Origin of the sequence: Streptomyces sp. NPDC056224, from assembly GCF_042267665.1 — a bacterium.
Taxonomy (GTDB): domain Bacteria; phylum Actinomycetota; class Actinomycetes; order Streptomycetales; family Streptomycetaceae; genus Streptomyces.
In genome coordinates, this window is the sequence record NZ_JBHJTK010000080.1 from 1 (window position 1) to 14,744 (window position 14,744).

Here is a 14,744-nt window from a genome sequence, read left to right on the forward strand (position 1 = left end):
CCCCTCGCCTTGGCGAGGGGCCGGCGCGATTCCTGTCGGCAAATTGACGCCGGATCCAGGGTCAGCCGGCGTGAACGTGGGGGCGGCGGGTGCGGTCGGGTTCGGCCTCGCGGATGACCTCGCGGGTGACGGGCGCGACCTCGCCCTGGCCGAACAGGAAGAAGCGGAAGAAGTTGGCGAACGGGTTGCCCTCGGTCCACTCGAAGTAGATGTGGGGGCGCTGGCCGGTCTCGTCGCGGACGTGCAGGAGTAGCGCCGCCAGCGCGTTGGGGATGCTCGAGCTCTCCAGGGTCAGGACGCGGTAGCGGTCGTGGAGCACCTCGCCGCGAACCCGCATGCTGGATTCGAACTCGGACGCGTCCAGGACGGTGACCTCGACGAACATGACGTCGTCCTCGGCCGGGATGTCGTTGTCCGCGCGGATCTGCTGCTTCTTCTGCCGGTACTCGTCGAGGTCCCGACTGTCCGGCTCGTTGGCGATGAAGCGGATCGTGCGGTTCGAGGTGTCGCGGATGAACCGCTGGGCCATGTCGTCGAATTCCATGTGGGTGACACGCAGCTCGAAGACGCGGGCGAGGCGGGAGAGGAGGGAGAGGGCCATGATGCCGGCGATGAAGCAGGCGCCGATCTTCACGCCGTCGGGGCGCTCTGCGACGTTGACGGCGGTGGTGTAGACGAAGACCGCGGAGATCACGCCGAAGCCGATCGTCCAGCCGCGCTGACCGGCCTTCCGGGCTGCGATGGTCACGGCGACGGCGGCCGAGGTGATCAGGACGAGGACACCGGTGGCGTACGCGCCGCCCTGGGCGTCCACGTCGGCGTCGAAGATCCAGGTCACCAGGAACGCGATGAGGGTAAAGACGATGACCATCGGGCGCAGGGCGCGGGCCCAGGAGGGGGCCATGCCATAGCGCGGCAGGTAGCGCGGCATCAGGTTGAGCAGGCCGGCCATCGCCGAGGCACCCGCGAACCACAGGATCAGGATCGTGGAGACGTCGTAGATCGTGCCGAAGGCGGAGCCGAGGTACTCGTGGGCGAGGTAGGCGAGGGCGCGGCCGTTGGCCTCGCCGCCCGGCTGGAACTGGGCGGGCGGGATCAGCAGCGTGGTGATGAAACTGCTGGTGATGAGGAAGACGCTCATGATGATGGCCGCGGTGGTCAGCAGCTTCTTGGCGCCACGGATCCGGCCGGCGGGCTTCTCCTCGGTATCGCCGGAGTCGCCCTCGACGTGCGGCATGACCGCCACACCCGTCTCGAACCCGGAGAGGCCGAGCGCGAGCTTCGGGAACACGACGAGGGCGATGGCGATCATCATGAAGGGGTTGCCGTGTTCGGCGGTCAGAGCCTCCGTCCAGTCGGTGATGACGTGTGGTTCGCTGAGCACCTCCCACAGGCCGACGGCCACGACGACGACGTTCAGCGCGAGGTAGGTGGCCACCAGGACCACGGCCACGCCGATGGCCTCGCTGAAGCCCTTGAGGAACACGGCGCCGAGGAGCGCGATCATGATCAGGGTGATGAGCACCTGGTGGCCGTTGAGGGTGCTGGTGAGGTGCGGGTTCTCCACCAGGTGCGCGGTGGCGTCCGCGGCCGACAGGGTAATGGTGATGAGGAAGTCGGTCGCCGCGAACCCGAGCAGGGTCAGGACGAAAAGCTTGCCCTTCCAGAACGTCAGCAACCGCTCCAGCATGGCGATCGAGCCCTCGCCGTGCGGGCTCTCCTCGGCCACCCGCCGGTACACCGGCAGCGCACCGAAGAGGGTCAGCAGCACGAGCACGATGGTCGCGAGCGGCGACAGCAGGCCGGCCGCGAGCGCCGCAATACCTGGCTGGTAGCCGAGGGTGGAGAAGTAGTCGAGACCCGTCAGGCACATGACCCGCCACCACGGCCGCCCGTGGGGCTGGGCCGCTGCCTCCTTGGCTGCGGGTGAACTGTTCTCGGCGGTCAGGCCTTCCAGCAGCCACGCGCGCAGGCGCGAGGAGCGGGCAGGGGTGGCCATCGTGGGGTGCTCCTGTCGTACGGCAAAGAATCAGCCATCGACATCGACGGCTGAGCTAGCGTACGCAGACTGATCGCTTATGCCCGCGGCTGAGCCAATCCTGACGCGTCCTTAACGCGTACAGAGCCACCTGTGGAGTAGTGAACGTCTTCGCGCGCCAGTGACAGCAACCTGCCTGCGGCGAGCGGGGGAGTGGTCATGAACTAGGAGCGGGGGCGGCCCGGCGGAGGCCGCCCCCGCAGGGGACCAGCGGAGTGTGGATCAACGCTGGCTGGCCTTGGCGGCCGTGGTCTGAGGAGAGGAAGGAGCCTGCGGTAAGCAGGTGGACGGCAGTATGTGGGGGCTCAGACGCCCCGACGTTCCTCTGATGAGCCGTTGCCGAACGTCAGCCGAGGCCGGGGATGGTGGATACCAGCAGGTCGATGAGCTTGATGCCCACGAACGGCAGGATCAGGCCGCCGAGGCCGTAGACACCGAGGTTGCGCCGCAGCAGGTCGTGTGCGGAGGCAGGCCGGTAGCGGACGCCGCGCAGGGCCAGCGGGATCAGGGCCACGATGATCAGGGCGTTGAAGATGATCGCCGAGGTGATCGCGGAGGTGGGGCTGCTCAGGCCCATGATGTTGAGCGCGCCGAGGCCCGGGTAGGCCGAGGCGAACATGGCGGGGATGATCGCGAAGTACTTGGCGACGTCGTTGGTGATGGAGAAGGTGGTGAGCGCGCCTCGGGTGATGAGGAGCTGTTTGCCGATCTCGACGATGTCGATGAGCTTGGTGGGGTTGGAGTCGAGGTCCACCATGTTCCCGGCCTCCTTGGCGGCCGAGGTGCCTGTGTTCATGGCCACGCCGACATCCGCCTGGGCGAGGGCCGGGGCGTCGTTCGTGCCGTCGCCGGTCATCGCGACGAGCTTGCCGCCTGCCTGCTCCCGCTTGATGAGGGCCAGCTTGTCCTCCGGCGTCGCCTCCGCGAGGTATTCGTCGACGCCGGCCTCGGCGGCGATGGCGCGGGCCGTCAGCTCGTTGTCGCCAGTGACCATGACTGTACGGATGCCCATGGCGCGCAGCTCCGCGAAGCGCTCCCGAATGCCCTCCTTGACCACGTCCTTGAGGTGGATGATGCCCAGCACGCGCGGCCCGTCCCAGTCGTGGACCGCCACCAGCAGAGGGGTCCCACCGGATTGCGAGACCTGAGCGGACCAGGCAGCGGCCTCCGCCTGTACGGTTCCGCCGCGCATCGCCACCCAGTCCATGACCTGTGCGGCCGCGCCCTTGCGGATGGCGCATCCCGCGCCGTTGTCCCAGCTCAGGTTGATCCCGCTCATCCGGGTGCGGGCGCTGAACTCGGTGAAACGGGGGTTGCTGAGGTCCTCGGCGGCGGCCGGCTGGAGCCCGTACCGCTGGGCCAGGGCCACGACGGACCGACCTTCGGGAGTCTCGTCGGCGAGGGAGGACAGCTGGGCGGCGTCCGCGAGCTTGGTGTGGTCGATGCCGGGGAGCGGGATGAAGGCGGCGGCCTCGCGGTTGCCGTGCGTGATGGTGCCGGTCTTGTCGAGGAGCAGGGTGTTGATGTCACCGGCGGCCTCGACGGCGCGGCCGCTCAGCGCGATGACGTTGCGCTGCACGAGGCGGTCCATGCCGGCAATGCCGATCGCGGAGAGCAGGGCGCCGATCGTGGTGGGGATGAGGGTGACGAGGAGGGCAACCAGGACGGTCGTGGACTGGGCGGCGCCGGCGTACGCGGCCATCGGCTGGATGCTGACCACGATCAGGATGAAGATGACGGTCAGGGCGGCCAGCAGGATGTTCAACGCTATCTCGTTGGGGGTCTTCTGCCGGGTGGCGCCCTCGACCAGCGCGATCATCCGGTCGATGAAGCTGTTCCCGGATCGGGAGGTGACCCGCACGACGATCGAGTCCGACAGGACGGTCGTACCGCCGGTGACACCGGACCGGTCGCCGCCCGACTCCCGGAGCACGGGGGCCGATTCACCGGTGACGGCCGACTCGTCCACCATCGCCGCACCGTCGACCACGTCCCCGTCGGCCGGAACCAGCTCCCCCGCTTCGACGAGCACGAAGTCGAAGGGCTGGAGTTCGGCCGGGGTCACGACCTCGGTCTCGGCACTGCACAGGTTCGTCCCGTACGTCCAGTGCTTGAGCCGGAGCGCGACCGTGCCCGTGCGCGCCTTGCGCAGCGATTCGGCTTGGGCGCGGCCACGGCCCTCGGCGACGGCCTCGGCGAGGTTGGCGAACAGGACCGTCAGCCACAGCCAGACGCTGATCACCCAGGTGAAGACCGACGGGTGGATGAGCGCCGACAGCGTGGTCAGGACCGATCCGACCGCGACGACGAACAGCACCGGCTTCTTCACCAGCTCACGCGGATGGATCTTGGCGACGGCCTCCCTGGCCGAGGTGGCGAGGAGTTCGGGCTCCAGCACGTTCACCTGGCCGGAGCGTTTCCTGGACGGCCGGTTGACCGGGGTCCGCGGAGGGGTGCCGAGATCCGGGGGAACGTGCTGCGCGGCGGCGGGAGGCATGAAGCGACCTTCTGGTGAGTTCGGCTGGGCACCCCCCTGCCGGCAGGGTCGGGCAAGGACTGGGTGCGGGTGAGGGGTGTCGCCGCCGGGGACTGTCTCGCATGGACCCCCTCGGCCGTCATGTGAGCAGTCGAGGTCCCCGGCGGCGCAACAGGCAGGAAACTACTGCCCGTTCCAGAGGAAAACCCCATGTGTGCGGGGGAATTGGCACCTTCTTGACGGCGGCGCACGAGACGCGTCAAGCCACCGTCAACGGCACGTCAACGCACGTCCGCGGAGATGCGGAAGCGCAGTCGGCAGATGACGGCGTCGGTGTCGCGGCGGACTGCGTGTGCGACGACGGAGCCGCGCTGGTTCTGCAGCATCCGCTGCCACAGGTGGGCGGGTTCCGTCTCCGGGATGAGGACGGTGACCTGGGTGTCCGGGTGTGCCTGTGTCAGCTCGCGCACGTACTCCGACACCGGGCGGCCGAGCGAACGGGTGTCCGAGGAGACTTCGATCAGCTCGACCCCCGGCTTCCACAACTCCCAGTCCCGGCGTAGGGCTTCGGCCGCCTGACGGTCCTCCGGAGCGGGGTGGGTGACGGTCACGGCGCGGACCTCGTCGCCGAGCGAGCGGGCGGCGGTGAGTGCCTGGCAGGTCAGTCGGGACAGCCCTGAGACGGGCACGACGACCAGAGAGCGGGAGCGTTGGGGCGGCTGAGGGATGCGGCCGAGCTCCAGGCGTTCGCCGATCCGAACGTAGGCGCGATGGATCTTCTCGAAGGCGAGGACGATCAGCGGCAGGGCGAGCACGATCAGCCAGGCGCCCTCGGCGAACTTGGTGGCGGTCACGACGACCGCCGAGACTCCGGTGAGCAGTGCGCCGAAGCCGTTGAGGACGGCCTTCGCCTGCCAGCTCCTGGGGCGTTCGCCGTACCAGTGCCGGACCATGCCGACCTGGCAGACGGTGAAGCCGACGAAGACGCCGATCGCGAACAGCGGGACGAGGGTGTTGGTGTCGCCGCCGGAGAACACCAGCAGGGCACCCGACACGAGCGCGAGGCACACCACGCCGTGCCGGTGCACCTGGCGGTCCGCCTTGAGGGCGAACACGTGCGGCAGGTAGTTGTCGCGTGCCAGCAGACTCATCAGGACGGGCAGCCCGCCGAAGGAGGTGTTCGCGGCGAGCGCCAGCAGCACCATGGTGGCGAACTGGACGACGTAGAAAGCGGCGTTGTGGCCGAACGAGGCGTCCGCGAGCTGGGCCAGGACGGTGACGCCCTCCACGGGCTGGAGGTGGAAGCGGCCGATCAGGACCGACAGGCCGATCAGCATCACGCCGAGCAGGGCGCCGAGGGCCACTTCGGTGCGCTGGGCCCGGCGGGCCGCCGGGGCACGGAAGGACGGGACGGCGTTGGCGACAGCTTCAACGCCGGTCAGGGCGGAGCAGCCGGCCGCGAAGGCCTTCAGCAGCAACAGCGCGCCGACGGTGGTGGCGCCTTCCCCGAGCGCGGAGACGTGTCCGGCGGCCGAGGCGGTGCTCACCGGGCCGTCACGGAACAGACCGATCACGACCATGGCCAGGATCGAGCCCACGAACACGGCGGTCGGTACGAGGAACGCCTTGGCGGAGTCCACCACCCCGCGCAGGTTCACCGCCGTGACCAGGATCAGCACCCCGAGGCAGATCCACACCCGTTCCCCGTACAGCTCCGGGAAGGCGGAGGTCAAGGCGGCGACGCCGGCGGTGACGGAGACGGCCACGTTCAGCACGTAGTCGAGGATCAGCGAGGCCGCGGCGACCAGGCTCGTGCGCCGGCCGAGGTGCTTCTTGGCGACGGCGTACGACCCGCCGCCGTCCGGGAACGCGGCGATCACCTGCCGGTACGAAGCCACCAGCACGGCGAGCAGCGCGGCGATCGCCAGGGTGACGGGGAGGGTGAACCCGAGGCCGTAGGCACCGGCTGCCGCCAGGACCAGCACGATCGACTCCGGCCCGTATGCGACGGAGGCCATCGCGTCGAGCGACAGCGCGGCCAGGCCTTGGAGGGCGGTCAGCCGGTGCCGGTCCGGTGCCTCGGGAGGCGTCCGTACGCCGGTATCAGGAGGTTCCTCCGTGCCCGGCGCCTGTCCTGCCACGGTCGTCTTTCCCCTGTGCATGGCCATCTTCGCTGTTCCTCCGATTGGACAAAGTGAGGACAGCGTCGGGACGGCATGGCCGAATGACCAGTGCTCTTGGCGGAATCCATACGACCGCCGCCCCACTCTTCACGCACTCCTGACGCCGGCGCCGCAAAGTCGTATGAGGTGCGTCAAGACCTCGCCAGGGTGCGCGGCTCCTTCATCGACCGGGGGCACGCTTGATATGGGCGACACATGTCCCACGGAACCAAGGGAGTACACGCTGATGGACGCGGAAAACGTGGTCGGACTCATCGTCGCCGTCGCTTTGCTTGCCTATCTCGTGACCGCCCTCATCAGGCCCGAGAGGTTCTGAACCAAGACCGTCATGTCCGGACGGGAGGCATCACATGTCCGGGTACCGACTCCACGACCGTGCCGTCCTGCTCGCGGCCCTCGTGATCCCCTTCTTCGTTGCGCTCGCGCTCGTGCCGTTCCGAACCGACCTTTCAGCGACGAACGAGGCTCTGATCATGGTCGTCGCGGTGGTCGTGGTCGCCGCGCTCGGCACCCGGGCGGCCGGGGCGCTGGCCGCACTGTCCGCGGCTGCCTGGTTCGATTTCTTCCTGACCAGGCCCTACCAGCAGTTCGCCATCGCCGACGGTGACGAGATCCAGACGGCCGTCCTCCTGCTCGTCGTCGGGCTGATCGTTTCGCAGCTGGCCGTACGCGTACGGAGGCTCCGGACGATCGTGGTCACCGACGCCGCGCACCTGTCCAGCCTCCAGGGAACCGCTCGACTGGCCGAGGACGGCAGCTCACCGGAAGCAGTGGTCGAGTACGTACGCCGCGAGCTCGTCGGCCTGCTGGGCCTGCGCAGCTGCCGCTTCGAGTACGGCAGGCTGCTCGGGCACCGGCCGCGCCTGCAGCACGACGGCAGCCTGTGGCTGCGCAGCGGCGGCCGGATCACCGAGTACGCCGACTGGCCGGACGGGGAGACCGAACTGCGCGTCGTCGGCGGAGGCCACTACTACGGCCGCTTCCTCCTCGATCCACTCCCGGGCCGCCCCCTGCCCCCCGAAGAGGCCCGCCTGGTGGCCGTCGCGCTGGCCGCGCAGGCCGGCGCCGCCCTGGACACAGCCGGCCTGTCCCACCAGGGCTAACTGGCGATTCACGGCTTCACGCGTAAGCGTGGCGTTAAGAGTTCCCCTGCGCCCGTATGGACCCCGTCAAGGTGTCTTAACGCCGGGCTGAAGACACGGTTATCTCGACATCGGCCATCTGGCCGATTCATTTCCTCCCTCTTCATCCAGGAGCTCACGGTGGCCGATCTGGCCTTCGTCGTCACCACGGTCGCGGTGTTCGCGCTGGTGGCTCTCATCGCCCGGGGGGTGACCAAGCTGTGAACGCCGAAAACATCGTCGGCCTCGTCGTGGCCGTCTCCCTGCTCGGATACCTCGTCCTCGCCCTTGTGTACCCGGAGAGGTTCTAGCCACCGATGAGTCCCGTTCTCGCTGGTGTGCTCCAGCTCCTCGCACTGATCGCCGCGCTCGCGCTGGCCTACCGCCCGCTGGGCGACTACATGGCCCGCGTCTACTCCTCCGAGAAGCACTACAAGCCGGAGAAGTGGATCTACAAGGCCATCGGCGCCAACCCGTCCGCCGAGATGCGCTGGCCCGCCTACCTGCGTGCCGTCCTCGCCTTCTCGGCGGTGAGTGTCCTCTTCCTCTACGCCCTCCAGAGGGCGCAGGGCGTCCTGCCCGGCTCGCTCGGCTTCTCCGCGATCGACCCGGACCAGGCCTTCAACACGGCCGCCTCCTTCGTGGCGAACACGAACTGGCAGTCGTACTACGGCGAGCAGGCCATGGGCCACGTCGTACAGACCGGCGGCCTCGCGGTGCAGAACTTCGTCTCCGCCGCCGTCGGCATGGCCGTCGCGGTAGCCCTCGTACGGGGCTTCGCACGCTCGCGCACGGGTGAGCTCGGCAACTTCTGGGCCGACATGGTCCGCGGAGTAGTCCGCATCCTGCTGCCCATCTCCGTGATCGGCGCGATCATCCTGGTCGCCTGCGGTGCGATCCAGAACTTCTCCGGGATCCACGAGGTCGGCCAGTTCATGGGCGGCTCGCAGCAGTGGAACGGCGGGGCGGTGGCTTCGCAGGAGGTCATCAAGGAGCTGGGTACGAACGGCGGCGGTTACTTCAACGCCAACTCCGCGCACCCGTTCGAGAACCCCACCCCGTTCTCGAACCTCTTCGAGATCTTCCTGATCCTCGTCATCCCGTTCGCGCTGACCCGCACCTTCGGCCGCATGGTCGGAAACCTGCGCCAGGGCTACGCGATCCTCGCGACGATGGCGACCATCTGGATCGGCTTCACCGCGCTGATGATGTGGACCGAGTTCGCCCACCACGGTCCGGCGTTCGATGTCGCCGGCGGTGCGATGGAGGGCAAGGAGACCCGGTACGGGATCGGCGCCTCCGCGATCTTCTCGGTCGCCACGACACTGACCTCGACCGGTGCGGTCAACTCCTTCCACTCCTCGTACACGGGTCTGGGCGGCGGCATCCAGCTGCTGGGCATGCAGCTCGGCGAGATCGCGCCCGGCGGTGTCGGTTCCGGTCTCTACGGCATGCTGATCATGGCGATCATCGCGGTGTTCATCGCCGGCCTCATGGTCGGCCGCACCCCCGAGTACCTCGGCAAGAAGATCGGCACCCGCGAGATCAAGTTCGCGGCCTGCTACATCCTCATCACCCCCGCTCTGGTGCTGGGCTTCACCGCCGCGGCCATGGCGCTGGACACCCCGGCCAACTCGATGACCAACACCGGGGCGCACGGATTCTCAGAGATCCTCTACGCCTACACCTCGGGCGCAAACAACAACGGCTCGGCCTTCGCGGGCCTGAACGCCGACACCCAGTGGTTCAACAGCACCATCGGCATCGCCATGCTCCTGGGCCGCTTCCTGCCCATGGTGTTCGTCCTCGCGCTGGCCGGCTCGCTCGCCGAGCAGAAGCCCGTACCCGAGACCGCGGGCACGCTGCGCACCGACAAGCCGCTCTACACGGGCCTGCTCGTCGGCACGATCCTCATCGTCACCGGTCTGACCTACTTCCCGGCCCTGGCGCTGGGTCCGCTCGCCGAAGGACTCGCATCATGAGCACCGCCACACCCACAAGGGCTCCGCACCAGGACGTGCCCACCGGCCACAAGCCGGGCGGCGGGCGCGTGGGCGGCGGCCTGTTCGACCCCAAGCAGCTGTTGAAGTCCTTCCCCGACGCCGTCCGCAAGCTCGACCCCCGGATCATGATCAAGTCCCCGGTCATGTTCGTCGTCCTGATCGGCTCGGTCGTCACCACCGTCCTCGCGATCAAGGACCCGACGGACTGGTTCGGCTGGGCCATCACCGCTTGGCTGTGGCTGACCACGATCTTCGCCAACCTCGCCGAGGCCGTCGCCGAAGGCCGCGGCAAGGCCCAGGCCGACACCCTGCGCAAGGCCAAGACCGACTCCGTCGCCCGCCGCCTCACCAAGGACGGCAAGAGCGAGGAACAGGTGCCCGGCGCGGAGCTGCGCATCGGTGACCTGGTGGTCTGCGAGGCCGGCGACATCATCCCGGGCGACGGTGACGTCGTCGAGGGCGTCGCCTCCGTCGACGAGTCCGCGATCACGGGCGAATCGGCCCCGGTGATCCGGGAATCGGGCGGTGACCGCAGCGCGGTCACCGGCGGTACGAAGGTGCTCTCCGACCGGATCGTCATCAAGATCACGACGAAGCCCGGCGAGACGTTCATCGACCGCATGATCGCCCTGGTCGAGGGCGCCGCCCGGCAGAAGACGCCCAACGAGATCGCGCTGAACATCCTGCTCGCGTCCCTCACGATCGTCTTCCTGCTCGCGGTCGTCACCCTGCAGCCCTTCGCGATCTACGCGGGCGCCGAGCAGTCCATGATCGTGCTCACCGCACTGCTGGTCTGCCTGATCCCGACCACCATCGGCGCGCTGCTCTCCGCGATCGGCATCGCCGGCATGGACCGCCTGGTCCAACGCAACGTCCTCGCCATGTCCGGCCGCGCCGTCGAGGCCGCGGGCGACGTCTCGACCCTCCTGCTCGACAAGACGGGCACGATCACCCTGGGCAACCGCCAGGCGTCGGAGTTCGTACCCGTCAAGGGCACCACCGCGGCCGAGCTCGCCGACGCCGCGCAGCTCTCCTCCCTCGCGGACGAGACCCCCGAGGGCCGCTCCATCGTCGTCCTGGCGAAGGAGAAGTACGGGCTGCGCGAGCGCCACCAGGGCGAGCTGGCCCACGCCGAGTGGATCGCCTTCACCGCACAGACCCGCATGTCGGGTGTGGACGTGGACAACAAGCAGACCCGCAAGGGCGCGGCCGGTTCGGTCATCACCTGGGTCAAGGAGCAGGGCGGCCAGGTCTCCGACGACGCCGACCTCCTCGCCAACAAGATCTCGGAAGCCGGCGGCACCCCGCTCCTCGTCGCGGTCAAGGACGAGAAGGGCGCCCGGATCCTGGGCGTCATCCACCTCAAGGACGTGGTCAAGGAGGGCATGCGGGAGCGGTTCGAGGAACTGCGCCGCATGGGCATCAAGACCATCATGATCACCGGCGACAACCCGCTGACCGCCAAGGCCATCGCGGAGGAGGCGGGCGTGGACGACTTCCTCGCCGAGGCCACCCCCGAGGACAAGATGGCCCTCATCAAGCGGGAGCAGGCGGGCGGCAAGCTCGTCGCCATGACGGGCGACGGTACGAACGACGCCCCTGCGCTGGCCCAGGCCGACGTGGGTGTGGCGATGAACACGGGTACGTCGGCCGCCAAGGAGGCCGGGAACATGGTGGACCTGGACTCCAACCCCACCAAGCTCATCGAGATCGTCGAGATCGGCAAGCAGCTCCTGATCACGCGCGGGGCGCTCACCACCTTCTCGATCGCCAACGACGTCGCGAAGTACTTCGCGATCATCCCGGCCATGTTCGCCGTGGTCTACCCGGGCCTGGACAAGCTCAACATCATGGGCCTGGCCTCACCCGAGTCGGCGATCCTCTCCGCGGTCATCTTCAACGCACTGATCATCATCGCGCTGGTGCCGCTCGCCCTGAAGGGCGTCCAGTACAAGCCGACCAGCGCCGACAAGATGCTGCGCCGCAATATCGGGCTGTACGGCGTGGGCGGTCTGATCGCCCCGTTCATCGGCATCAAGATCATCGACCTGCTCATCTCCCTCATCCCCGGAATCGGCTGATCTGCCATGAACAATTCCGTATCCAGCACCGTCCGCCTGATCGGTGCGGGCCTGCGCGCCCTGCTCGTCCTGACCGTGATCTGCGGGGTCATCTACCCGCTCGCCGTCACCGGGATCGCCCAGGCCCTGTTCAACGACAAAGCGAACGGCTCGGAGATCAAGGACAAGAGCGGCCAGGTCGTCGGCTCCTCCCTCATCGGCCAGAGCTACAACCTGCCGAAGAAGGACCCCAACGACGCCGAAGAGGCGGCCAGGCCGGACCTGAAGTGGTTCCAGCCGCGCCCCTCCAACGGTCTGGGCAGCAACAGTGTCAACATGCAGTACTCGCTGATCCTGTCCGGCGCCACCAACCGCTCCGCCGACAACGGAGCCGTGGGCGGCCAGTGCACCAAGGCGGCGGAGGAAGGCACGCTCTGCGCCCAGGTCGTCGCCGCCAAGGAAGCCGTCATCGCGGACAACTCCACCGCCGGCTACACGGTCAAGCCCGAGGACGTGCCGGCCGATGCCGTCACCTCCTCCGGCTCCGGCCTCGACCCAGACATCTCCCCCGCCTACGCCGAGCTCCAGGTTCACCGGGTCGCCGAGCGGAACAAGCTCGACGTCAAGCAGGTCGAGAAGCTGGTCGAGGACCACACCGAGGGCCGCACGCTCGGCTTCATGGGCGAACCCCGCGTCAACGTCCTTGAGCTCAACATCGCCCTGAAGGCGCTGTCCAAGAGCTGAGGTCCGCATCGCACGGTCTGAGCGCCGGCGGGGCGCGGAGCTTCCCCCAGCCACCGCTGGGAGAGGCCCCAGTGCCCCGCCGGCCTCGTGCCGTGCCCGTTACGAAGGAAAGGCTGCACACCGATGACCCGGGTGCTGGTGGTGGAGGACGATCCGCAGCTCGTCCGCGCGCTGAAGATCAATCTCCAGGCGCGGAAGTTCGAGGTCGAGGAGGCTTCAGACGGCGGATCGGCCCTGCGGCTCGCGGCCGCCCACAAGCCGGACGTCATAGTGCTCGACCTCGGACTCCCCGACATGGACGGCATCGACGTCATCAAGGGTGTCCGCGTCTGGAGCAAGGTCCCCATCCTGGTCCTCTCCGCCCGTCACACCTCGGAGGACAAGATCCGTGCGTTGGACGCGGGCGCGGACGACTACGTGACGAAACCGTTCAGCATGGACGAGCTCCTGGCCCGCCTGCGGGCAGCCGCCCGGAGACATGAAGCCCCGGCGGCTTCCCAAGCCGACGAAGTCGCCGTCGTCACGACCGCCGAGTTCACCGTCGACCTGGTCGCGAAGAAGGTACGCCGGGGCGAGTGCACCATTCGGCTGACCCCGACCGAGTGGCACCTGCTGGAAATCCTCATCACCCACCCGGGCCGCCTGATCACGCAGAGTCAGCTCCTCCTGGAGGTCTGGGGACCGACGTACGGGGAGAACACCAACTACCTGCGTGTCTACATGGCCCAGCTACGGCGCAAACTGGAGGCGGACCCCTCGCACCCGCGGTACCTGATCACCGAGCCTGGCATGGGCTACCGCTTCGAACCCTGATCACCCGCCCGATCCACGGTACGGACCCCCGTCGTCAGCAGAGAAGAAGAGTCGGAACATGGGACGCGGCAAGCTCCGCATCTACCTCGGCGCGGCGCCGGGCGTCGGCAAGACCTACGCAATGCTGTCCGAGGCACACCGCCGGATCGAGCGGGGCACCGACTGCGTCGTCGGCTTCGTCGAGCACCACAAGCGCCCGCGCACCGAGGTGATGCTGCACGGCCTGGAACTGATCGAGCGGCGCGAGATCGAGTACCGGGGCAGCACCTTCACCGAGATGGACGTGGACGCGATCCTCGCTCGGCGCCCCGCCGTGGCGCTGGTGGACGAGCTCGCCCACACCAATGTGCCGGGTTCACGCAACGCCAAGCGCTGGCAGGACGTGGAGGAGCTGCTCCAGGCGGGCATCGACGTGGTCTCGACCGTCAACATCCAGCACCTGGAGTCGCTGGGTGACGTCGTCGAGACGATCACCGGGGTCCGGCAGCGCGAAACGGTCCCCGACGAGGTGGCCCGGCGGGCCGACCAGATCGAGCTCGTCGACATGTCCCCGCAGGCCCTGCGCCGCCGCATGGCCCACGGCAACGTCTACAAGCCCGACAAGGTCGACGCGGCCCTGTCCAACTACTTCCGCCCCGGCAATCTCACCGCCCTGCGCGAACTGGCCCTGCTGTGGGTGGCCGACCGGGTCGACGAGTACCTCCAGGAGTACCGGGGCGAGCACAACATCCGCTCCACCTGGCAGGCCCGCGAACGCATCGTCGTCGGCCTGACCGGCGGCCCCGAGGGCCGTACGCTCATCCGGCGCGCCGCCCGGCTCGCCGAGAAGGGCGCGGGCGGCGAGGTCCTCGCCGTCTACATCGCCGCCAGCGACGGCCTCACCTCCGCATCGCCCAAGGAACTCGCTGTCCAGCGCACCCTGGTCGAGGACCTGGGCGGCACCTTCCACCACGTCATAGGCGACAACGTCCCTGACGCGCTGCTGGAGTTCGCCCGCGGGGTCAACGCCACCCAGATCGTTCTCGGCGTCAGCCGCCGCCGCTCCTGGCAGTCCGTCTTCAGCCCCGGGGTCAGCGCCACCGTCGCCCGCGAGTCCGGACCCGACCTCGACGTCCACATCGTCACCCACGACGAGGCCGCCAAGGGCCGTGGCCTGCCCGTCGCCCGCGGCGCGCGGCTCGGCCGCTCCCGCATCATCTGGGGATGGCTCACCGGTATCGCGGGCCCCGCGCTGCTGACCGTCCTGCTGAGCCAGATCGTCCCCGAGCTCGGGCTCGCCAACGACATGCTGCTCTTCCTCACCTTC

The 14,744-nt window shown here is 68.5% G+C and carries 11 protein-coding genes; 8 read left to right on the top strand and 3 right to left on the bottom strand.

Annotated elements, in window-relative coordinates:
- Nucleotides 1-61: 61 nt before the first annotated feature.
- From ACFCZ1_RS37645 to ACFCZ1_RS37655, 3 genes are all read right to left on the bottom strand, one after another.
- Nucleotides 62-1,999, bottom strand: coding sequence for an amino acid transporter (locus tag ACFCZ1_RS37645; protein WP_214346416.1), 1,938 nt, complete (start codon nt 1,997-1,999; stop codon nt 62-64).
- 385 nt (nt 2,000-2,384) lie between these two features.
- Nucleotides 2,385-4,535: a potassium-transporting ATPase subunit KdpB gene (gene kdpB / locus ACFCZ1_RS37650; protein ID WP_376682787.1), complete on the bottom strand. Its 2,151-nt coding sequence runs from the start codon at nt 4,533-4,535 to the stop codon at nt 2,385-2,387.
- A 260-nt stretch (nt 4,536-4,795) separates the two neighbouring features.
- Nucleotides 4,796-6,682, bottom strand: a complete 1,887-nt coding sequence (locus ACFCZ1_RS37655; protein ID WP_376682788.1) for an APC family permease — start codon at nt 6,680-6,682, stop codon at nt 4,796-4,798.
- A 241-nt stretch (nt 6,683-6,923) separates the two neighbouring features.
- Between ACFCZ1_RS37655 and kdpF (ACFCZ1_RS37660) the strand changes: the two genes are divergently transcribed.
- From kdpF (ACFCZ1_RS37660) to ACFCZ1_RS37695, 8 genes are all read left to right on the top strand, one after another.
- A complete protein-coding gene (gene kdpF / locus ACFCZ1_RS37660; protein WP_214346424.1) occupies nt 6,924-7,013 on the top strand; it encodes a K(+)-transporting ATPase subunit F in 90 nt (29 codons plus the stop codon).
- 34 nt (nt 7,014-7,047) lie between these two features.
- A complete protein-coding gene (locus ACFCZ1_RS37665) occupies nt 7,048-7,800 on the top strand; it encodes a DUF4118 domain-containing protein (protein ID WP_376682789.1) in 753 nt (250 codons plus the stop codon).
- A gap of 239 nt (nt 7,801-8,039) precedes the next feature.
- Nucleotides 8,040-8,129: a K(+)-transporting ATPase subunit F gene (gene kdpF, locus ACFCZ1_RS37670; RefSeq protein ID WP_037789535.1), complete on the top strand. Its 90-nt coding sequence runs from the start codon at nt 8,040-8,042 to the stop codon at nt 8,127-8,129.
- A 6-nt stretch (nt 8,130-8,135) separates the two neighbouring features.
- Nucleotides 8,136-9,800 (top strand): potassium-transporting ATPase subunit KdpA, encoded by a 1,665-nt coding sequence (kdpA, locus tag ACFCZ1_RS37675; protein WP_376682790.1) that lies wholly within the window; start codon nt 8,136-8,138, stop codon nt 9,798-9,800.
- Nucleotides 9,797-11,902 carry a potassium-transporting ATPase subunit KdpB gene (gene kdpB / locus ACFCZ1_RS37680; protein ID WP_376682791.1) on the top strand — a complete coding sequence of 702 codons (2,106 nt, stop codon included), beginning with the start codon at nt 9,797-9,799 and terminating at the stop codon, nt 11,900-11,902. The genes kdpA and kdpB (ACFCZ1_RS37680) overlap by 4 nt, the downstream gene beginning before the upstream one ends.
- Nucleotides 11,903-11,908: 6 nt before the next feature.
- Nucleotides 11,909-12,625, top strand: coding sequence for a potassium-transporting ATPase subunit C (locus ACFCZ1_RS37685; RefSeq protein WP_376682792.1), 717 nt, complete (start codon nt 11,909-11,911; stop codon nt 12,623-12,625).
- A 123-nt stretch (nt 12,626-12,748) separates the two neighbouring features.
- The gene (locus ACFCZ1_RS37690; protein ID WP_376682793.1) at nt 12,749-13,438 is read left to right on the top strand and encodes a response regulator; all 690 of its coding nucleotides are present in this window, start codon (nt 12,749-12,751) and stop codon (nt 13,436-13,438) included.
- A gap of 58 nt (nt 13,439-13,496) precedes the next feature.
- A partial coding sequence (locus tag ACFCZ1_RS37695) for a universal stress protein (protein ID WP_376682794.1) occupies nt 13,497-14,744 on the top strand: 1,248 nt, incomplete at its 3' end.

Excerpts from the sequence above, each read along its gene's own strand:
- ACFCZ1_RS37645 (WP_214346416.1), bottom strand. The coding sequence starts at position 1,999 with ATGGCCACCCCTGCCCGCTCCTCGCGCCTGCGCGCGTGGCTGCTGGAA.
- kdpB (WP_376682787.1), bottom strand. The coding sequence starts at position 4,535 with ATGCCTCCCGCCGCCGCGCAGCACGTTCCCCCGGATCTCGGCACCCCT.
- ACFCZ1_RS37655 (WP_376682788.1), bottom strand. The coding sequence starts at position 6,682 with ATGGCCATGCACAGGGGAAAGACGACCGTGGCAGGACAGGCGCCGGGC.
- kdpF (WP_214346424.1), top strand. The coding sequence starts at position 6,924 with ATGGACGCGGAAAACGTGGTCGGACTCATCGTCGCCGTCGCTTTGCTT.
- ACFCZ1_RS37665 (WP_376682789.1), top strand. The coding sequence starts at position 7,048 with ATGTCCGGGTACCGACTCCACGACCGTGCCGTCCTGCTCGCGGCCCTC.
- kdpA (WP_376682790.1), top strand. The coding sequence starts at position 8,136 with ATGAGTCCCGTTCTCGCTGGTGTGCTCCAGCTCCTCGCACTGATCGCC.
- kdpB (WP_376682791.1), top strand. The coding sequence starts at position 9,797 with ATGAGCACCGCCACACCCACAAGGGCTCCGCACCAGGACGTGCCCACC.
- ACFCZ1_RS37685 (WP_376682792.1), top strand. The coding sequence starts at position 11,909 with ATGAACAATTCCGTATCCAGCACCGTCCGCCTGATCGGTGCGGGCCTG.
- ACFCZ1_RS37690 (WP_376682793.1), top strand. The coding sequence starts at position 12,749 with ATGACCCGGGTGCTGGTGGTGGAGGACGATCCGCAGCTCGTCCGCGCG.